The sequence below is a fragment of the Tomitella biformata AHU 1821 genome, assembly GCF_000524475.1.
Classification (GTDB): domain Bacteria; phylum Actinomycetota; class Actinomycetes; order Mycobacteriales; family Mycobacteriaceae; genus Tomitella; species Tomitella biformata.
Genome location: NZ_BAVQ01000031.1, coordinates 1 through 18635, shown reverse-complemented (window position 1 = coordinate 18635; position 18635 = coordinate 1). Strand labels below are relative to the sequence as shown.

Below are 18635 nucleotides of genomic sequence, written 5' to 3'. Positions count from 1 at the left end.
TGGCACCGCCGCCACTCGCGACGGCGATGCCACCTGGGCCAGCCCGCACTTGACAAGACCTATAGCCAGCTAGCGGGCTGCCCCGACGATCTCCAGGAACAGCTGATGGAAGCGGCGGTCGTGGCCCATCTCGGGGTGGAACGAGGTGGCCACAGCCGTCCCCTGGCGCACGGCGACGGGCCGCAACACGCCCTCGATCTCCACCGCCGCCAACACTTCCACGTCCGGGCCGCAACGCTCCACCCACGGGGCTCGGATGAACACCGCGGGAAACGGCCCGTCGGGCATGCCGACACAGGGCAAGGCCGTCTCAAAGGAGTCGATCTGCCGACCGAAGGCGTTGCGCCGCACCGTGATATCAATGGCGCCGAAGTTGACGGCGTCGGCCCGGGTGTCGAGAACCTCACTGGCGAGCAGGATCATCCCGGCGCAGGAGCCGTACATCGGCAGCCCTGCGGCGACCGCCTCGCGGAGCGGCTCCACCATCGCGAAGATCTTCAGCAGCCGGCTCATCGCGGTGGACTCGCCGCCCGGCAACACCAGTCCATCGACGCGGTCTAGTTGGGCGGGGGTGCGGACCTCGAGTGTCTCCACGCCGAGGTCCGCCAGCGCTAGGGCATGCTCGCGTACAGCACCCTGCAACGCGAGGATGCCGATCAGCGGCCCGCTCACACGGGGTTCGCGGCGTCAGGGCTGGACACAGTGCGCATCAACCCCTCCTGAACCACCGCCGCCACCATGGCGCCGTCGCGACTGAAGATACGGCCCTGCGTGAGGGCCCGACCGAATCCCGCGGACGGCGAGGTCTGGTCGTAGAGCAGCCACTCGTCCGCGCGGAAGGGCCGGAGGAACCACATCGCGTGATCCAGCGACGCGTTCTGCGTGGGCTCCTCCTGGTGCGGGACCTTCGCCACGCCCAGCAGCGTCATGTCGGACATATAGGCCAGCGTGCAGATGTGGAAGACGGGGTCGTCCGGCAGCGGCTTGTTGTGCCGCAACCACACCCGCTGCTGCGCCGCGACGCCCGTGGTCTTCGTGGTCTGCTCGGCCGGGATGATCCGGAAGTCCCAATCGGCCCATTCGCCGTCGAACCACATGGACTCCCGCCCGGTGTCCTGCCGCGGATCCGGGAGATCCTCAGGGTTGGGCACCTCGGGCATCTTATCCTGGTGCTCCACGCCCTCGTCGAGAGTCTGGAACGAGACCGACATGCTGAAGATGGTCTCGCCGTTCTGCACGCCGTTGACGCGGCGTGTGCAGAACGAGCGGCCATCCTTGATGCGGTCAACCAGGTACACCGTCGGGACGGTGGTGTTGCCCGGGCGCAAGAAGTACCCATGCAGCGAGTGCACGTGGAACTGCTCGTCCACCGTGCGCTGCGCCGACACGAGCGCCTGGCCGGCCACCTGCCCCCCGAAGGTGCGGGTCAGTACGGTGTCGACCACCGCGCCGCGGTAGATGTCCCGTTCGAGGCGCTCGAGTGTGAGGATCTCCCGGATATCCGTCATATCACCAGCCGCGCTCAGACAGCTTGTGCCCGACGGGGATCTCGTCGACGTTCAGGCCGACCATGGCCTCGCCCAGGCCACGCGAGATCTTGGCCAGCTCGTCCGGATCGTTGTATGCGGCGGTCGCCTTGACGATGGCCTCCGCGCGCTGAACCGGGTTGCCGGACTTGAAGATTCCGGAGCCGACGAATACGCCCTCGGCGCCCAGCTGCATCATCATCGCGGCGTCGGCCGGGGTGGCGATGCCGCCCGCGACGAACATCGTGACGGGTAGCCGGCCGGCCTTGGCGACCTCGACGACGAGGTCGTACGGCGCCTGCAGCTCCTTGGCTGCGACGTACAGCTCGTCCTCGCTCATCGAGGCCAGGCGGCGGATCTCGCCGGAGATGGTGCGGATGTGGCCCGTGGCGTTGGAGACATCGCCCGTGCCGGCCTCGCCCTTGGAGCGGATCATGGCCGCGCCCTCGGTGATGCGACGCAGGGCCTCGCCCAGGTTGGTCGCGCCACAGACGAACGGCGTGGTGAGCGCCCACTTGTCAATGTGGTTCGTGTAGTCAGCCGGGCTCAGGACCTCGGACTCATCGATGTAGTCGACGCCGAGCGCCTGCAGAATCTGCGCCTCGACGAAGTGGCCGATGCGGGCCTTCGCCATGACGGGGATGGAGACCTGCGCGATGATGCCGTCGATCATGTCCGGGTCGCTCATGCGGGAGACGCCGCCCTGCGCGCGGATGTCCGCGGGCACGCGCTCGAGCGCCATCACGGCCACGGCGCCAGCGTCCTCGGCGATCTTGGCCTGCTCAGGGGTGACCACGTCCATGATCACACCACCCTTGAGCATCTCGGCCATGCCGCGCTTCACGCGCGCGGTTCCAACGGTGGATTCGGAACCGGTGGTCGACTTGTCCTCGACGGTGCTCACGAAATGCTCCTGATGTTGTTGAGTGACTTCAGTTTGTTAAGCAGCTACAGCAGTGGATTGGCCGCGTGACGCAGGGGATGCCCGGCCTCGGCAACCAATTCTAGGCCGACCGACATACTATGCCGCGACCGCGCATCGAATGACCGCAGGTACACCGATCAACGGATCGTGCGCTCCTCCACCGGCCCCTGCCCCTCGGCGAGGCCGTCGGCGAAACGCTCCGCGTCGGGCAGCAGGCGGGCCAAATCCTGGGGGTAGACCATCTCCCCGGACTCCCCCAACGCGGTGACCTCCTCAGCCGAGCACCACCGATGCTCTAGCAGCGCCACCTGCTCCAGCTCGGTGAGGCCGGCGGGGACGGGCTCGAAATGCTCGACGCGCAACGCGAAGAAGTGCTCCTCCGAGTGCATCATGTCCCCGTTGAACGGGAACAGCGACATCCGCCGCCAGATGGGTCCGCCCAACAAGTCTGGCGCCACCTGCAGCCCGGTCTCCTCGTAGAGCTCGCGGACCGCAGCCTCGCGCAGGCTCTCCCCAGCCTCGACGCCGCCGCCGAAGGTGAACCAGAACGGCTCGCCCACGCCCTGGGGGTCCCGTCCGCGCAGCAGCAGGGTCCGAGACTGCCCGTCCAGCAGGACGACGCGGGCCGAGACGCGGGTACTCCCCGGCTCGTACTCGCGCGGCAGCTCGCTGGGGGCGCCGGTGCGCAGGGTGTGCTCGGAGATGTCGAAGTACTCGGGCATGTCGGCCGTGCCGCCGAGGCGCAGCCAGCGCACCAGCCGGCGTCCCTGCAAGGCCCGGGTGTTGCGGACAGCATCGTTGTGGAAGCGTCGCGCGATCAGCACCCGCGCGTCCGCGTCCGCCATCTCCGCCTGCTGTGCTGGGCGCACGGCGACGGCGTCGATCCGGGCCAGCGCGCGAGCGAGATCGTTCTCCGCGCCCTCCCTCTGGTCCCGGTCCACCCGCTCGGCACGCAGCGTCAGCGCAGTGAGCCGGTCGGCTTCCGCCGCGGGCAGGTCGACGCCCAGGGAGCGCACCACCACGGCCCGCCGCGACAGCGCCGCGTCGAGCGCCTGCCAGGCCAGGTCAGTCCGCACGTGCAACCGGTCCAGTCGGTTGGCGGTGCCATAGGCCCATACGCCGATGAGCAGCAGCACCAGCAGCACCAGGCCGACATTCGTGATCGTCAACGCCGAGAAGGTCATGCCCGCGACACCGTCACCTTTCCGGCTCCGACCATCACGGTCTCGTATACCCGCAAGATCTGGTCCGCGACCACGGGCCAGTCATAGTCCTTGACCGCCTCGCGGCCGTGCGCGATGAGCTGCCCGCGCACATCGGCGTCGGTGAGCACCTTGTCGATCCCCGCGGCCAGCGCCGCGGCATCGCCCGTGTGGGTCAGTATCCCGGCGGCGCCGTCACGGAGGACCCGGCGGAATGCGTCAAGCTCGCTGGCAACCACCGGAGTGCCTGCCGAAAGCGCCTCCACCAGCACAATCCCGAAGCTCTCACCGCCCAGGTTGGGCGCGCAGTACACGTCCGCGCTGCGCATCGCCGAGGCCTTCTCGGCGTCGCTGACGAGGCCCAGAAAACGGAAGTGGCGTGCGAGATCGCCGGCGCGCGTGCGCAACTCGTCCTCCTCGCCGCGCCCCACCACCAAGACCTCGAGGTCCGGATGCCTCTCCACCAGCGTCGGCAACGCCGCCAACAGCACGTCCATCCCCTTGCGCGGCTCGTCGAACCGGCCGAGAAATAGCACGGTGCCGCCAGCTCGCGGATAGCCGTCGAGCAATGGCGCGTTCGCGAATGCCGGCACGTTGACGCCGTTGGGGATCTCCACCGCGTCGGCGCCTAGCGCCTGCATCTGCCAGCGCCGCGCAAGCTCTGAAACGGCGATGCGGCCCGAGATCTTCTCGTGATAGGGCCGCAACACACCCCGGAAGGTGCTGAGCATCAGTGATTTTGTGGTGGAGGTGTGGAAGGTCGCCACGATGGGCCCCTCCGCCACCCGCAGCGCGAGCATCGACAGGCTCGGCGCATTCGGCTCGTGCACGTGCAGCACGTCGAACTCGTGTGCCTGGATCCACCGCCGGATCCGGGCATAGGTGACAGGGCCGAACCGGAGCCTGGCCACCGAGCCGTTGTAGGGGATCGCGATGGCCCGGCCCGCGGACACCACGAACTCCGGCAGCTCGGCGTCCGGCGACGCGGGCGCGAGGACGCTGACCTCATGCCCGCGCTCGATGAACACCTTGGCCAGCTCCAGCACGTGGGCCTGGACCCCGCCCGGCACGTCGAACGAGTACGGGCAGATCATTCCGATCCGCATCTTGGCTGTCTCGGTCATCCCCGGTTACTCCTGCTCGAGCCGCGAGCGCCGCGCAGCCGAGAGGTCCGACCACCACAGTGGTGAGAGCATGTGCCAATCCGCGGGGTGGGCGGCGATATTCTCCGCGAACCTGTTGGCCAACAGCTGCGTCGCCGCGGCGACGCCCCCGCTGGTGTCTATCTCCTCGCTGACGGAGAACGCCCAGCCGTCCCGCCCCTGCTCGTCCTGGGTGAACCAGCAGCACACCGGGAGCAGCGCCGCGCCGGTCTCGATCGCCAGCTTGGCCGGCCCGGCCGGCATGCTGGTGCGCTCGCCGAAGAACTCCACCGGCACGCCCTTGCCTGTCAGGTCCCGCTCGCCCAGCAGGCAGACGACGCCGCCGGAGTCGAGGCGCTTGCGCAGCGCCGCAAATGGCGGCTCCTCGCCGCCGCTGAGTGGGAAGACCTCGAAGCCCAGGCTCTCCCGATACTCGACAAACCGCAGGAACAGCGATTCTGGCTTGAGCCGTTCCGCCACGGTGGAGAACTCGCCCACCGCCCCCACCAGCCAGACGCCGGCCATGTCCCAGTTCCCACTGTGTGGCAGCGCCAGGACGGCGCCGCGGCCGGACTCGACGGCGGCCAGGATCTGCTCGCGGCCCTCAATCTTGCGGCCGATCTGCTCCCCGGTGGCTGCCAGATCCATCGACGGCAGCCGGAACGCCTCCCGCCAGTAGCGGGCGTAGGAGCGGATCGACTGCCGGATCAACTCGTCGGGCACCTCAGCGCGCGAAACGCCCAGGACGCGCGCCAGGTTTGAGCGCAACTGCCCCTGTCCTGCGCCACGACGGGCAGCGATGTCCGCGCCCACTTCGAAGCACTTGCGCGCCACGGACTCCGGCAGCAGCTTGACCAGCTTCCAACCCGCGCCGTACCCGAAGTCGGCCAGCCGCTCGGAGGCGCTCAATCCCCCGGCACTCAATCCCCTAGCGCTCACTCGTCGGCCGCCTCGGGCGGAGCGCTATCCATGGGCAGCAGGTCCCGGGCGCCGGGCGAGGTCCGCACCGACCACATCCGCTGCAGCACCGTGATCACACTGCCCACAGCGAGGGCCCACATGCCCACGTGCATCAGCCACGGGATGTTGAACAGCTCGGACAGGCCCATCGCGCTGAGCACGATGATGAGCCGGTCGGGACGCTCGATCCAGCCGCCGTCGCCATTGAGCCCGCTCGCCTCTGCCCGCGCCTTGGCATACGAGATCACCTGCGAGGTGACCAGGCAGATCAAGGTGGCGATCAGCAGCGACTTGCTCTGGCTCTCGGAGGTGAAGAGAATCCACCAGGCGATGCCCACGAAGATCGCGCCGTCCGCGACGCGGTCACAGGTCGCGTCGAGCACCGCCCCGTATCTCGTGCCGCCGCCGCGCGCCCGGGCAGTGGCGCCGTCGAGCATGTCGAACATGACGAAGAACCAGATCACCAGGGCCGCGGGGAACAGATAGCCCATGGGGAACAGGGTCAGTGCCGCCGCGATGGTGGCGACGGTCCCGAAGATCGTGATCGCGTCGGGCGTGACGCCGACCTTCACCAGTGCGCGGCCCATGGGCAGCGTCACCTTCGAGACGGACTCGCGCGCGAAGACACTCAGCACACCGACCAGGCCTCCGCGAGCAGGGCCCGGGTCTCCCCGAGCAGTTGGGGCAGCACCTTGGTGCCGCCGACGACGGTGATGTAGTTCGCGTCGCCGCCCCAGCGTGGGACGACATGCTGGTGCAAGTGCGCGGCGAGCGAGCCGCCGGCAGCGGCGCCGAGGTTCAGCCCCACGTTGAACGCGTGCGGGTTCGCGACCTTGCGGATCGCACGCAGCGCCTGCTGGGTGAACGCCATGACCTCGGCGCTCTCGCGCTCGTCGAGGTCCTCGAGGCCCGCGACATGCCGATATGGCACCACCATCAGGTGGCCCGGATTGTACGGGTAGAGGTTGAGCACCGCGAACACGGTCTCACCGCGGGCGATGATCAGCCCGTCCTCGTCGCTCATCTTCGGGATGTCGCACAGCGGGCAGCCGCTGGCCCCGCCCGGCGCGACCGCCGCCACATAGGACAGCCGGTGCGGGGTCCAGATCCGCTCGAGATGGTCGGGATCGCCCACCCCTGTGTCGGTGATACCCGGGGCCTGCGCACTCGGGTCTAGGCCGTCGGCGCTCACCCGGTGACTCCGTCCTGCAGGGACTCAACCTGGGGGGACCCTGCCTGCAACAGCGCGGCGGTGGGCGACGCGTTCTCGCGGCGCGCGACCCACTCCGAGATCAGCTGCACTGCGTCCTCGACCTGCACACCGTTGACCTGGGTGCCGTCGCGGAAGCGGAAGCTCACCGCGCCGGCCTCGACGTCCCGCTCGCCCGCGAGGAGCATGAACGGGACCTTCTGGGTGGTGTGGGTGCGAATCTTCTTCTGCATCCGGTCATCGCTCGCGTCGACCTCGGCGCGGATGCCCGCGGCCTTGAGTTTGGCCGTGACCGCGAAGAGGTGCTCCTCGAAGGCCTCCGCGACCGGGATGCCAACGACCTGCACCGGCGCGAGCCAGGCCGGGAAGGCGCCGGCGTAGTGCTCGGTGAGCACGCCGAAGAACCGCTCGATGGAGCCGAACAGCGCACGGTGGATCATCACGGGGCGGTGCCGGGCGCCGTCGCCGCCGGTGTACTCCAGCTCGAAGCGCTCCGGCAGGTTGAAGTCCAGCTGGATCGTCGACATCTGCCAGGTGCGGCCGAGCGCGTCCTTGACCTGCACCGAGATCTTGGGGCCGTAGAAGGCGGCGCCACCCGGATCCGGGACGAGGTTCAGGCCGGACGCCGCGGCGACCTCCGCGAGGGTGTTCGTCGCCTCATCCCACACGTCGTCGTCGCCGACGAACTTCTCCGGGTTCTTGGTGGAAAGCTCTAGGTAGAAGTCGTCCAGGCCATAATCGCGCAGGAGGTCGAGGACGAAGTTCAAGGTGGTGGCGAGCTCGTCGTGCATCTGCTCGCGGGTGCAGTAGATGTGCGCGTCGTCCTGGGTCATGCCGCGCACGCGGGTCAGGCCGTGGATGACGCCGGACTTCTCGTAGCGGTAGACGGAGCCGAACTCGAACAGCCGCAGCGGCAGCTCGCGGTAGGAGCGTCCGCGGGAGCGGAAGATCAGGTTGTGCATCGGGCAGTTCATCGGCTTGAGGTAGTAGTCCTGGCCCGGCTTGCGCACGGTGCCGTCCTCATTCAGCTCCTCGTCGACGTGCATCGCCGGGAACATGCCGTCGCGGTACCAGTCCAGGTGGCCGGAGACCTCGTACAGGTTCGACTTCGTGATGTGCGGGGTATAGACGAAGTCGTAGCCCTCCTTGATATGCCGCTGCCGGGAGTACTCCTCCATCTCCTGGCGGATGATCGCGCCCTTGGGGTGGAAGACCGGCAGCCCGGAGCCCAGCTCGTCCGGGAAGCTGAACAGGTCTAGCTCGGAGCCCAAGCGGCGGTGGTCGCGCTTCTCGGCCTCGGCCAGCAGGTGCAGGTACTCGTCCTGCGCCTCCGTCGACTCCCACGCGGTGCCGTACACGCGCTGCAGGTCCGCGTTGTCCTGGTTGCCGCGCCAGTAGGCGGCGGAGCTGCGCGTGAGCTTGAACGCGGGGATGTGCTTGGTGGTGGGGATGTGCGGGCCGCGGCACAGGTCCGACCAGATGACATCGCCCGAGCGCGGGTCGAGGTTGTCGTAGATCGTCAGCTCGGCGCCGCCGACCTCCATGACCTCCGGGTCGTCGATGCCCGACTTGTCGGTGATCAGCTCCAGCTTGAATGGCTCGTTGGCCAGCTCGACCTGCGCGTTCGCAAGCTCCACCACGCGACGAGAGAAGCGCTGCGAGCCCTTGATGATCTTCTTCATCCGCTTCTCGAGGCGGGCGAGGTCCTCCGGGGTGAAGGGCTCGTCGACCTGGAAGTCGTAGTAGAAGCCGTTCTCGATGGGCGGGCCGATGCCCAGCTTCGCGTTCGGGAACTCCGCCTGCACGGCCTGCGCGAGCACATGGGCGCAGGAGTGGCGGATGACGGAGCGACCGTCCGGCGTGTTCGCCGCCACCGCCTCGAGTTCCACGTCGGTGTCCGGCACCCAGGCCAGATCCCGCAGGTCGCCATTTGCGTCGCGGGCCACCACGATCGCGTCGGGCCCCTTGCCCGGCAGGTCCGCGTCGTGGAAGGCGCGGCCCACGGGGGTGCCGGCGGGAACAGTGACGCGAGCAGCGGTGGTCAGGGCAGATCCGGATGACACTTCGGTGGTCTCCTTCTAGAGGTCGGAGGTGGCTGCATACCTGGCAGCGACCAATCGAGACGATCGTATCGGTAGCCGCTGGCGATCAGCGGGTCCGCACCGCCGCAGTCCGAGCCAAGCCCGTCAGACCGAGCTCATGTGCTCCCCATTCTCGGGGACTCCGTGGCTGAATTCCGGGCCCTCCCCAATCTGGACGTCCGCGAACACCAGCGGCAAGCCTTGCCCAGTCCAGGTGGAGGCTCGGTCCATCAGCTGGGCATGCACATGGGGCTCGCTGCTGTTCCCGGAGTTGCCGCAGTGCCCGATGATCTGGCCGGCCGCCACCGTGTCCCCCACCTCTACAACAGCGGAACCCTGCTGCAGGTGGGCCACCAGCGCGAACACTCCGGCCCCGGCGTCGATCACGATGTGGTTCCCGACGACGCGACGCGGCCCACCAAACTCCTTGATGGCCCCCTCCGCGTACATATAGAGCACCGCGGCCAGCGAGGACCGCGCGCGATGGTCCCGCTGGCGGTCATCGACCCGCACCACCGTGCCCGCCACCATCGCCCGCACCGGCTGGCCGAACGCCGGATAGTCCGCAGCCGGGCGCATCGCCGGACCGTCCCCAAACTGAGGGCGGGCCGCACCCTCCGGCTCATACGCCAGGTCGATCGCATGAGCCTGGCCATAGAGGCGAATACCGTGGCTGGGCACCTTGGTGGCGGGGCTGTTCAGCGCCAGCCAGCGTCCAGTCACGGGCGAGGTGACGAGGATCGGCTCGCGCGCCGGGATCCGCTTGGCCATCGGCACGGCCACAAGCAGGCAGCCGAACAATGTGAGCAGCCCAGAGAAGTTCAGCGTGAGCGCCACAGTCCGCAGACCATCGTCCACCCGCTGAAGCACGATGCCGAGCACAAGGGCGAAAAACGCGCCGACATAGACCGCCATCCGGTGTCGGTAGAGGGCCCGCATCCCGATCATCGCTCCACCGCCACCATGCACGCGAGCAGCGGCACGATCCGCGCCGCTGGCACCTCATAGCTGCCGCGGCCCTGCCGCCGCAGCCAGCCCGCCGCCAACAGTTGCCGCAGGTGGTGGTGCAACTGGCCGGTGGTGCCGAGGGACTCGATGGCGGCGAGCTCGGCCGTGGCGCGGATGCCGCCCAGGACATGGCGCAGCAGCTCGACGCGGACTGGATGGGCCAGCGCGGCGAGCACAGTCGCCCGGTCCTCCCACGACACCTCGCAGAGGCCCTCCGTGCCGGTGCTCTGCTGCCAGGCGACGGCCTCGCCGGTGGGCAGGGTGGCCGAGCCGACCAGCAGCACCGCCCCCGTGGCCGTCGCCGGATGGTCGGCCAACCGGGACTGGAGCTGCGTCAACGCCCAGAACTCGTCGCCCGCGGCCAGCGCTGCCGTCTCGCCGCCTGCACTGCCCCCGTCCATACCGCCGCGGTCCGCCACGCCCAGCGCATCGACTCGCTCCGTGAGCGCTTGTAGATCTCGGCGCAGCATCTCCATCTCAGAATTCCGTGCTTCCATGGGCACGATAGTACGTTAGATCGTACTTGCAACCTACATTCCCCACGGCATCTTCCAGCTACCCCAATCGGATGTTCCGTCCCGTCGAGTGGCAACCCCACTTTAGAATCTGGTTAAGGCAGGCTAACCTTAGTGACATTCCCGCTCGCTTAGAGCATCCCACTCCCCAACCTGGAAGAGTCCCTTGCCAGCACCAGAACGCCCCCTCAGTCCGGCACCAGCCCTGCACGTCACAATGGGCGCCGACACGCTCGCCGGCCCCGGCACCGATCCCCGTTTAGCCCAGGTGGACCTTTACCGGCTACCCGCCACAGACCTATCCGAGGTTCGTGGACTGATCATCAGCGGCGGCGCGGACCAGATCTTCCTCGAGCGCCACAAGGACCTGCTCGCCGCGTTCGCCACCGCGGGCGGCCGCATCGCGGTGATGGGCCATGCCCTCACCGACTTCCTGCCGGGCCTCGGCGTCTGGCGCAAGCTCGCGTACACGGGACCGAAGGACCTGGCCATCACACTCGGCGATCCGCACCCGGTGTGGGAGGGCGTGAATCCGGTCGATCTGAGCACCCGCAAGGGCGTCACGGGGTTCTACGCCCGCGGCTATGTCGACAAGATCCCAGAGGACGCGATCATCACCACCCGGATCGGGCGACACCTGCTCCCCCTCGACTACGTCTACCCCCTCGGCGAGGGCCAGGTGCTTGCACATGGCGGCAACGACCTCACCGGCTGGAAGAACGATCCGAACAGCTCCGCTCAGCTCACCGTGCAACTGATTGATTGGCTGGTACAGCGATGACGACTATCGAGCCCTTCACCCGCACCGACGTCGCCCCGAAGCGCGGCCGTCGCCTGGCCATCGTCCACGGCGGCTCCTATTTCCACCTCCAGACGATGAAGGACCCCGCAGTGCTCGCGCACCAGCCGGACTTCCTCTACCTCCCTGATCTAGCGCCCGGCGACTTGGACAGCTACGACACCGTGATCGTCGGGGATCGTCTGCATTCGGAGCTCGTCGCGAGGAACGCGGCCCAGTTCCGTTCCGTGGCCGAGCGGGGCGCGACGCTCGTCGCACTCGGCGAGAGCGGTGCCCACACCTGGCTCCCGGGGGTGGCGTGGGAGCCTCGGCCCACGAACTTCTGGTGGTGGCTCAGCAATGAGGACCCGCTGATCCGCACGCGCAGCCAAGACCACGAGTCCTGGCAGTACCTCACCACGAAGTCCGTCATCTGGCACCACCACGGCATCTTCAACACCGAGGCCGACGTCGTCCCGCTGCTCGTGTCCGAGGAGCCCGGCTCCGACGGCGTCCCACACGACGCGGGGATGATGCTGTACGAGGACACGGTCACCACCCCCGGCCGCATCATCGCCACCACTCTCGATCCGATGTACCACCACGGCAGCAACTTCATGCCGGGCGCCACCAAGTTCCTGTACGCGCTGCTGCGCTGGGTCGACAACACCTGAGAGCGTCCACAACGCGTCGGGCCCGCCACCGATTCCGGTGGCGGGCCCGACGCGTTTTCCGTCCCACGCGCGGCTACCGGACAATGTCGTAGACCTCGTCCGCAGGAGCCGCCAGCAGGCGATCAGCCATCTCCTGCTTGAGGACGGTTAGACGATCCCCATCTGCCGCAGTGCGATCGGTCTTGCGGCCCAGGTTGATGAACTCATCGGTGACGAATCCGTCCCGGATCTCGAGGCGCACGGCGACGCCCCGGTAGGCCAGCTCGAACACGTAGCGCTCCAGGGTGGCCCCCCGGTCCGTGCGCTCGAGGTCCGAGTCCACGGTGAACCGGCCCTCGGTGACGCCGCGGGTGACAGCCTCGAACGTGTCGCGCACTCCCGGCCCGCGGTGCGCGGTGACGACGGTGATCTCTCGGCGCTCGGCGGGGCCGCCGGGGCTCAGCACCGGCAGTGCGCGCTCGAGCACCTTCACGGCATGGGCCACGCCCCCGGGGAACCCCGGGCCGTGGTACTTCATGATGTCGTCGAGGGTGAGACCGATGACGGTCCCGTTGTCGACCACCTCAAGTGCTGCGGACATGCAAATCCTCCTGTGTTGTGCCGGATGCCGCCGCGACGAGCGCGGCAGTGTAGTCATGGATGGGATTCTTGAGAACGTCATCGGCACAGCCTGATTCGACGACCCGGCCGTCCCGCATGACGGCGATGTTCTCGCAGCTGTGGCCCGCCAGCGCCAGGTCGTGCGTGATGTGCACCACCGCGAGATTTTGGGTGACAGCGAGCTCCGCCATTAGGTCGACGATCTCAATCCGCAGCGAGGCGTCCAGGCCGCTGGTCGGCTCGTCGGCGAGCAGCAGCCGCGGGCGGGTCACCAGTGCCCGCGCGAAAGCCACCCGCTGACGCTGGCCGCCCGACAGCTCATGCGGGAAGCGGTCCAGATAGTCCGCCGTCGGCGTCAGGTGCACCGCCTCGAGCGCCGCCATCGCCGCATCCCGGCGTTGGGTGCGGTCGCCGAGCCGGTGGATCGCCATCGGCTCGGCGACGATCTCACGGACCCGCATGCTGGGCGGCAGCGACGCGTAGGGATCTTGGAAGACCAGGTGCATGTCGCGTCGCAGTTCCCGCCGATGCCTCCTGCTCGCGGCGACCAGATCGACGCCGTCGAACCGGATGGTGCCGGTGGTCGGCTCGACTAGCCCGGCGATGGCGCGCGCGACCGTGGACTTGCCGGCGCCGGAGCCGCCGACGAGCGCGACCGACTCCCCCGCGGCGACAGTCAGCGACACGTCGGTCACGGCCGGCACCCCATCGAATCCGACGGACAACGAGTCGATCTCGAGCAGCACACTCATAGCCTGGCCTCCTGCGGGGCGGGGCGGAGCCGCGGCGCGGACTCCACGAGATGACGGGTGTAGGGGTGCAGCGGCGCATCCGTGATCTGCGCGACCGTGCCGACCTCGACCAGCTCCCCGTCCTTCATCACCGCGATCCGATCGGCGATCCGCTCGATCACCGGGAGGTTGTGCGTGACCACTAGCAGGGCCAATGAATGCCGGACGCGCAGCTCGTCGAGGAGTGCGAGGACCTCAACCTCCCGCAGCACGTCGAGGCCGCTGGTCGGCTCGTCGGCGATGAGCACATCCGGATCGTTGGCCAGGGCCATCGCGATGACGACCCGCTGGCGCATCCCGCCCGAGAGCTGGTGCGGATACGCGGCAACCCGATCCGCGCCCAGACCCACCTGACCGAGCAGCTCGAGGGTTCGGGCCCGCGCCTCCGCCCGGCCCAGCGCGCGGTGTGCCAGGACAGCCTCGTCGAGCTGGGAGCCAATGCTGCGCACCGGATTGAGCGCGCTGAGCGCCTCCTGCGGGATGAGCGAGACGCGGTTGCCGCGCATGCCGCGCAGCTCGGCCGGTGTCATTTTCGCGACGTCGCCGCCGGAGACCAGGACGCGGCCAGCGGTGATGTGCGCCGCCGCGGGCAGTAGGCCCAGCACCGCCGCGGCCACTGTGGACTTGCCGCTGCCTGATTCCCCGACCAGTCCGACGAGCTCGCCGGCGGCCACCGTGAGGGACACATCGGTGGTGCCGCGGCCGTCCTCGCCGTAGACGACGGTGAGGCCCTCCAGGACCAACGGATCACCACCGGTATCGACCTCCGTTGTGGCCGTCGCCAGCGGCACCTGCCGTCGAGACTTTCGGCGCCGCAACAGCATTGGGCGGGACTTTTCCTCTATCGCGTTGCCGAGCAGCGCGAATGCAAGCACCGTGATGGCGATCGCGATGCCGGGCGGGAGCACCCACCACAACCAGGCGTCGGTCAGGAATGCGTTGCGCGAGTGCGCCATCGACAGCATCGCGCCCCAGCTCGCCGCCGAGATATCCCCGAGGCCGAGGAACGCGAGTGAGGCCTCGAGCAAAATGGCGGTCTTGATGGTCAGCACGAACTGCGGCACGACGAGCGGTACCACCGCCGGCGCGATGTGGCGTCGCAGCACGTACAGCGGCCCGGCGCCCATTGCCCGCTCAGCCTCGATGTGGTCGCGCTCGCGCAGGGTGAGCACCTGCGCGCGCAGCTCGCGGGCCATACCGGCCCACAGCACCGAAGAGATGACTAGGACCTGTGTCTGCAATCCCGGGCCCGCGAACACGCCGATAACAATGGTGAGCGGCAGCACCGGCAATGAAAGCACAACGTCGACGATCCGCATGAGCACTGTGTCGACGGCTCCCCGCGCGTAGCCGGCCACGACACCGACAAGGGTGCCCACAACGGTGGAGACGATCGCGGCGACGACCCCGACGAACAGCGAGATGCGGGCGCCGTGGATCAGGATGGACAGCAGGTCATGGCCCACGTCATCCGCGCCGAGCCAATGCTGTCCCGATGGGGAAGCGAACGGCCGGGTCACACGCTCTGCCGGGTCATACGGCGACAGCCACGGCGCGGCCACAGCGCACACGGCCATCACGCTGAGAACAACGGTGCCGGCCAGCGCGAGCCGCTGGGACCGCGTCTTCGTGCCCACGGCCATCATCCGGCCATCTCCCGTCGGCTCGCCGTTGCTGTCCGGTCCCGCCGGACCCTCGGATCTAGCAGCGGGTAGGTCAAGTCCGCCAGCAGGTTCGCCGCAATGATGCCGACAGTTGCCAGCAGGAACGCGCCCTGCAACAGCGGGTAGTCACGCGCGGTGACCGCGTCGAAGGTCAGCTTGCCCAGCCCTGGGTACGCGAACACCGACTCGACGACGACGGCGCCGGACAGCATCACACCAATAGTCAGGGTCAACGTCGTGAAGACGGGCAGCAGCGCGTTGCGCAGTGCGTGCCCGACAGCCACCCGGTATTCACTGAGCCCCTTCGCGCGGGCAAGCCGGATGAACGGCTCGTCGAGCACGCCGACCATCGAGGCCCGCGTCATCAGGAAGAACCCGCCGATGCCGGCGAAGGTCAAGGTTGCGACCGGCAGCACCATGCGGGATGCGACCTCGAGCAGCCACTCTCCGCCGGTGGCGGTGATCGGGGCCGCGCCATAGGACGGGAACCAACCGAGATTCACGGAGAACACCGCGATGAGGACCATGCCAATCCAGAAGCCAGGCATCGAGTCCACCGTGAGGACACCGAGAAGGGACCCGGTTTCCTTGCTGGTCCCGCGACGCCATGCGGCCCACGTCCCGAGCAGGGTGCCAATGATGAACGCGAGCAACGTCCCGATGCCGACCAGGGCGATCGTCCACGGGAGCTTCTCCCACAGCACATCGAGGACGGGTCGGTTGTGCTGCACGGACATCCCGAGATCTCCATGCAGCAAGCCGGACCAGAACGAGAAGTACTGCTCAAGGACCGACCGGTCGAGCCCGTAGCTATCGCGCAGGTCCGCGATGAACTTCGGGTCCAGCGCCTGTTGGTCACCGCCGTAGAGGTAGGTGACCGGATCGCCGGGCGCCAAGTAGGGCAGGGCGAAGTTCAGTGTCACCGCCGCCCACAGAACGAGGGCGTATTGCCCCACTCGCCGCACAATCGCCATGTCAGCCCTGGGGCGCTTCCGCATTGGCCGCCTCGACGACATCCGCCGGCAGGAACGACCATTTGTGCACGATGCCGTAGCCAGGGGTCTCGATCCAACCGCCGAACGTGTCTGCCCGGTAGGCCCAGTGCTCGTCCGGGTAGTAGAGCGCGATGGCGGTCGGCTGCCGGTTGAACAGCTTCTGCATGTCCTGCATCGCCGCGATGCGTTCGTCGTTGGTCTCCGTCGCCTTCCACGTCTCGTACAGCGCGTCGAACTCCGGGTAGACGAGGTCGGGGTGGCTCCACAGATTGCCGGAGCGGTGCGACATGATGAACTGCGTCGAGTCCGCCACAGCGTGCGGGCTGTTGGTGGCGATGTACAGGTCGTAGTTCTTCTTCGCCGAGGCGTCGGAGACGGAACCGGCGTCGAGGGGGCTGACCGCGACATCAATGCCGACCTCAGCGAAGTCCTCGGCGATCAGCTCGGCTGCGCGGACGTGCGGGGCGTTGCCGCCGTTCACGATCAAAGTGAATGTGGCGGCCTCGCCGGCGGGGTTCTCGCGCCTGCCGTCGCCATCGCCGTCGACCCAACCGAGGGTGTCGAGCAACGCCGCGGCCTGCGCAGGCTCATACGGCGTCGACGCGTCCGGGTCGGCGAACGGCGCGTCCGGATGGATGTACCCCTGCGTCCCCGGCCGCCCCTGGCCGAGCCCGACGATCTCGAGGATCTGCTCGCGGTCCACCGCGAGGTTCAGAGCCGCCCGGAAGTCGGCCTGCGCGAAGGGTTCCCGCGTGAAATTGAGCTTGAGCTCGGGATAGGTCAGCGGCGCGACGGTGATGACGCCGAGGTCCCCCGAGGCCGTGAACTGGTCCACCAGCTCCGGGGTAAGCGCACGGTCGGCGGCGTCGATCTGTCCGGACCGCAGGGCTGTGAAGGCCGCCGAATTGTCCGCGATCACCGGCATGACCAGCTCATCCACCGTCGGCGCCCCGGCGAAGTAGTCGGCATTCGCCTCGAAGCGGTAGCCGCTGGTGGGGCTGTACTCCACAAGCTGGTAGGGGCCGGTGCCGATCGGCATATCCGTCACCTCCTTGGCCTTGGCCGGGTCGACCTTCGACCAGAAATGCTCCGGCAGGACTGGCAGGTCGGCCAGGGTGACGGTGCCCAACTCGGGGCACGCGTAGTCGCAGACGAAGCGGACGGAGTAGGGGCCGCTCGCCTCCACCGTCGAGATCGACGGGGTGTCGTTGACGTGGTGCGTGAACCGACCAGTCGGCGCGGCGTGCATGAAGTGGTAGCTGAACACCACGTCGTCCGCGGTGAACGCCTCGCCGTCGTGCCACGTCACATCGTCGCGGAGGTCAACGTCCCAGGTGGTCGCGTCGACCTGCCGGACCTCGGTGGCCAGCCACGGCTGGGGATCCGCCACGTAGGGCGACGGCGCGAGCAGCTTGTCGTAGACCAACTCGGTCATCTGATCCGACTGGCCCGCGAAGATGTTGAGTGGGCCGCTGTCCTTAGACAGCGCGATGGTGAGCGACTGCGCGGTCGACGGACCGTCCGCGGTGTTTGTCGCGTCGCCCGATCCGCACGCCGCCGCCACGAGCAGCAGGGGTGCGAGGACAAGGGGGACGGCCTGGGAACGCCGCATTCTGCAGGTCAACGGATTGTCACATTCTCTCGAAGTGCATTAGGCATGGCTTGCCTTCATTAGGTAAGCCATACCTTAATACCTTTTCGCGTCAGGGAACAAGACTCCATCCCAATGAGGGTCGCGGCCGTGAGCGCGCTGAAGTTCACCTGCGGCACCGCGATCCGGGGCAGGCTAGGCGGGGCTGATAGTTATCGGCAGGATTTCAGATACCCGCCCACTCGACGGCCCTATCGGCCCGGAAAATAAAAAGACCCCCTCAGGCCGCTTGCGCAAGCATGAGGGGGTCTTCTTACGGTGGTCCCGGCTGGGTTCGAACCAGCGACCTTCCCGGTGTGAACGGGACGCTCTTCCACTGAGCCACGGGACCATTTGGATCTCCCCACAACCGCGGGTCGTTCCGAGCCGAAACATTAACATGCTCAAGGAGCGGTAGGAAATCGCCAGGTCAGAGCGTCGTCCGCAGGCCCCCGCAGCGGCACTAACGACCGTCACACCACGGCCACCCCACTCCCCTGGCCTCCCCCAGACTCTGCGGCCCACGCCATGGCCGGCAGGCACACACCTCCCCATCCGCGCACCAGGGCCGCAGCTCCCCGACACTCACTGAACTGCCGATTTGTATCTCCGGCCGTCAGTCGGCTAATGTTCTGTCCTGCACCGAGGAGAACGCAACAACCTCCAAGGGGCATGCGGACGTGGCGCAGCTGGTAGCGCACAACCTTGCCAAGGTTGGGGTCGCGGGTTCGAATCCCGTCGTCCGCTCGAGAGGGTGTAGTTTAGCCCTTGCGGTGGAGTGGCCGAGTGGTGAGGCAACGGCCTGCAAAGCCGTGCACACGGGTTCGATTCCCGTCTCCACCTCTCTTTTGAGAGGTCCCGCGCGATTAGCTCAGCGGGAGAGCGCTTCCCTGACACGGAAGAGGTCACTGGTTCAATCCCAGTATCGCGCACC

Annotated in this window: 18 protein-coding genes and 4 tRNA genes; 5 read left to right on the top strand and 17 right to left on the bottom strand. The window is 68.0% G+C overall.

From position 1 onward, the window contains the following. Positions 1-69: 69 nt before the first annotated feature. The 11 genes from pdxT to TBIF_RS11330 all read right to left on the bottom strand — a co-directional run bounded on the left by pdxT (position 70) and on the right by TBIF_RS11330 (position 10551). Positions 70-657 (bottom strand): pyridoxal 5'-phosphate synthase glutaminase subunit PdxT, encoded by a 588-nt coding sequence (gene pdxT, locus TBIF_RS11380; protein WP_024794923.1) that lies wholly within the window; start codon positions 655-657, stop codon positions 70-72. An 11-nt stretch (positions 658-668) separates the two neighbouring features. Then, positions 669-1508: an acyl-CoA thioesterase gene (locus TBIF_RS11375; protein ID WP_024794922.1), complete on the bottom strand. Its 840-nt coding sequence runs from the start codon at positions 1506-1508 to the stop codon at positions 669-671. A 1-nt stretch (position 1509) separates the two neighbouring features. Continuing rightward, positions 1510-2430: a pyridoxal 5'-phosphate synthase lyase subunit PdxS gene (gene pdxS, locus TBIF_RS11370; RefSeq protein ID WP_024794921.1), complete on the bottom strand. Its 921-nt coding sequence runs from the start codon at positions 2428-2430 to the stop codon at positions 1510-1512. Between the two features lie 158 nt (positions 2431-2588). Next, complete coding sequence (locus TBIF_RS11365) at positions 2589-3635, bottom strand: NUDIX hydrolase (protein WP_024794920.1); 1047 nt, start codon at positions 3633-3635, stop codon at positions 2589-2591. Then, complete coding sequence (locus TBIF_RS11360) at positions 3632-4759, bottom strand: glycosyltransferase family 4 protein (RefSeq protein WP_024794919.1); 1128 nt, start codon at positions 4757-4759, stop codon at positions 3632-3634. The genes TBIF_RS11365 and TBIF_RS11360 overlap by 4 nt, the downstream gene beginning before the upstream one ends. A 24-nt stretch (positions 4760-4783) precedes the next feature. After that, on the bottom strand, positions 4784-5704 hold the full coding sequence (locus TBIF_RS11355; RefSeq protein ID WP_024794918.1) for a phosphatidylinositol mannoside acyltransferase: 921 nt from the start codon (positions 5702-5704) through the stop codon (positions 4784-4786). Positions 5705-5730: 26 nt separating this feature from the next. Beyond that, positions 5731-6390: a phosphatidylinositol phosphate synthase gene (pgsA, locus tag TBIF_RS11350; protein WP_024794917.1), complete on the bottom strand. Its 660-nt coding sequence runs from the start codon at positions 6388-6390 to the stop codon at positions 5731-5733. Beyond that, positions 6384-6947, bottom strand: a complete 564-nt coding sequence (locus TBIF_RS11345; RefSeq protein WP_024794916.1) for an ATP adenylyltransferase — start codon at positions 6945-6947, stop codon at positions 6384-6386. Before TBIF_RS11345 ends, pgsA begins: the two co-directional genes overlap by 7 nt. Beyond that, positions 6944-9028, bottom strand: a complete 2085-nt coding sequence (gene thrS / locus TBIF_RS11340; RefSeq protein ID WP_024794915.1) for a threonine--tRNA ligase — start codon at positions 9026-9028, stop codon at positions 6944-6946. The genes TBIF_RS11345 and thrS overlap by 4 nt, the downstream gene beginning before the upstream one ends. Positions 9029-9151: 123 nt before the next feature. After that, positions 9152-9994 carry a M23 family metallopeptidase gene (locus tag TBIF_RS11335; protein WP_024794914.1) on the bottom strand — a complete coding sequence of 281 codons (843 nt, stop codon included), beginning with the start codon at positions 9992-9994 and terminating at the stop codon, positions 9152-9154. Beyond that, a complete protein-coding gene (locus tag TBIF_RS11330; protein WP_200182731.1) occupies positions 9991-10551 on the bottom strand; it encodes an ArsR/SmtB family transcription factor in 561 nt (186 codons plus the stop codon). Before TBIF_RS11330 ends, TBIF_RS11335 begins: the two co-directional genes overlap by 4 nt. Positions 10552-10786: 235 nt before the next feature. Here TBIF_RS11330 and TBIF_RS11325 point away from each other — a divergent pair, with 235 nt between their 5' ends. Beyond that, positions 10787-11350: a hypothetical protein gene (locus tag TBIF_RS11325; RefSeq protein WP_051461489.1), complete on the top strand. Its 564-nt coding sequence runs from the start codon at positions 10787-10789 to the stop codon at positions 11348-11350. Next, positions 11347-12021 carry a hypothetical protein gene (locus TBIF_RS11320; protein WP_024794911.1) on the top strand — a complete coding sequence of 225 codons (675 nt, stop codon included), beginning with the start codon at positions 11347-11349 and terminating at the stop codon, positions 12019-12021. Before TBIF_RS11325 ends, TBIF_RS11320 begins: the two co-directional genes overlap by 4 nt. Before the next feature lie 73 nt (positions 12022-12094). On the opposite strand, the gene TBIF_RS11315 is transcribed toward TBIF_RS11320, so the two are convergent. The 6 genes from TBIF_RS11315 to TBIF_RS11290 all read right to left on the bottom strand — a co-directional run bounded on the left by TBIF_RS11315 (position 12095) and on the right by TBIF_RS11290 (position 18053). Beyond that, entirely contained in the window at positions 12095-12601 is a 507-nt protein-coding gene (locus TBIF_RS11315) for a hypothetical protein (protein ID WP_024794910.1), read from the bottom strand. Continuing rightward, a complete protein-coding gene (locus TBIF_RS11310) occupies positions 12585-13373 on the bottom strand; it encodes an ABC transporter ATP-binding protein (protein ID WP_024794909.1) in 789 nt (262 codons plus the stop codon). The genes TBIF_RS11315 and TBIF_RS11310 overlap by 17 nt, the downstream gene beginning before the upstream one ends. Beyond that, entirely contained in the window at positions 13370-15058 is a 1689-nt protein-coding gene (locus TBIF_RS11305; protein ID WP_024794908.1) for a dipeptide/oligopeptide/nickel ABC transporter permease/ATP-binding protein, read from the bottom strand. The genes TBIF_RS11310 and TBIF_RS11305 overlap by 4 nt, the downstream gene beginning before the upstream one ends. Further along, on the bottom strand, positions 15055-16074 hold the full coding sequence (locus TBIF_RS11300) for an ABC transporter permease (protein ID WP_235174675.1): 1020 nt from the start codon (positions 16072-16074) through the stop codon (positions 15055-15057). Before TBIF_RS11300 ends, TBIF_RS11305 begins: the two co-directional genes overlap by 4 nt. Next, complete coding sequence (locus TBIF_RS11295) at positions 16052-17683, bottom strand: ABC transporter substrate-binding protein (RefSeq protein WP_024794906.1); 1632 nt, start codon at positions 17681-17683, stop codon at positions 16052-16054. Before TBIF_RS11295 ends, TBIF_RS11300 begins: the two co-directional genes overlap by 23 nt. A 298-nt stretch (positions 17684-17981) precedes the next feature. Continuing rightward, positions 17982-18053: transfer RNA gene (locus TBIF_RS11290), tRNA-Val, on the bottom strand. Between the two features lie 322 nt (positions 18054-18375). On the opposite strand from TBIF_RS11290, the gene TBIF_RS11285 reads away from it, so the two are divergent. The 3 genes from TBIF_RS11285 to TBIF_RS11275 all read left to right on the top strand — a co-directional run bounded on the left by TBIF_RS11285 (position 18376) and on the right by TBIF_RS11275 (position 18633). Further along, positions 18376-18448, top strand: a tRNA-Gly gene (locus TBIF_RS11285). Positions 18449-18473: 25 nt separating this feature from the next. Beyond that, a tRNA-Cys gene (locus TBIF_RS11280) sits at positions 18474-18544 on the top strand. 17 nt (positions 18545-18561) lie between these two features. Next, positions 18562-18633, top strand: a tRNA-Val gene (locus TBIF_RS11275). Positions 18634-18635 lie beyond the last annotated feature (2 nt).

Excerpts from the sequence above, each read along its gene's own strand:
- TBIF_RS11375 (WP_024794922.1), bottom strand. The coding sequence starts at position 1,508 with ATGACGGATATCCGGGAGATCCTCACACTCGAGCGCCTCGAACGGGAC.
- TBIF_RS11365 (WP_024794920.1), bottom strand. The coding sequence starts at position 3,635 with ATGACCTTCTCGGCGTTGACGATCACGAATGTCGGCCTGGTGCTGCTG.
- TBIF_RS11360 (WP_024794919.1), bottom strand. The coding sequence starts at position 4,759 with ATGCGGATCGGAATGATCTGCCCGTACTCGTTCGACGTGCCGGGCGGG.
- TBIF_RS11335 (WP_024794914.1), bottom strand. The coding sequence starts at position 9,994 with ATGATCGGGATGCGGGCCCTCTACCGACACCGGATGGCGGTCTATGTC.
- TBIF_RS11330 (WP_200182731.1), bottom strand. The coding sequence starts at position 10,551 with ATGGAAGCACGGAATTCTGAGATGGAGATGCTGCGCCGAGATCTACAA.
- TBIF_RS11325 (WP_051461489.1), top strand. The coding sequence starts at position 10,787 with ATGGGCGCCGACACGCTCGCCGGCCCCGGCACCGATCCCCGTTTAGCC.
- TBIF_RS11320 (WP_024794911.1), top strand. The coding sequence starts at position 11,347 with ATGACGACTATCGAGCCCTTCACCCGCACCGACGTCGCCCCGAAGCGC.
- TBIF_RS11315 (WP_024794910.1), bottom strand. The coding sequence starts at position 12,601 with ATGTCCGCAGCACTTGAGGTGGTCGACAACGGGACCGTCATCGGTCTC.
- TBIF_RS11310 (WP_024794909.1), bottom strand. The coding sequence starts at position 13,373 with ATGAGTGTGCTGCTCGAGATCGACTCGTTGTCCGTCGGATTCGATGGG.
- TBIF_RS11305 (WP_024794908.1), bottom strand. The coding sequence starts at position 15,058 with ATGATGGCCGTGGGCACGAAGACGCGGTCCCAGCGGCTCGCGCTGGCC.
- TBIF_RS11300 (WP_235174675.1), bottom strand. The coding sequence starts at position 16,074 with ATGCGGAAGCGCCCCAGGGCTGACATGGCGATTGTGCGGCGAGTGGGG.
- TBIF_RS11295 (WP_024794906.1), bottom strand. The coding sequence starts at position 17,683 with ATGCGGCGTTCCCAGGCCGTCCCCCTTGTCCTCGCACCCCTGCTGCTC.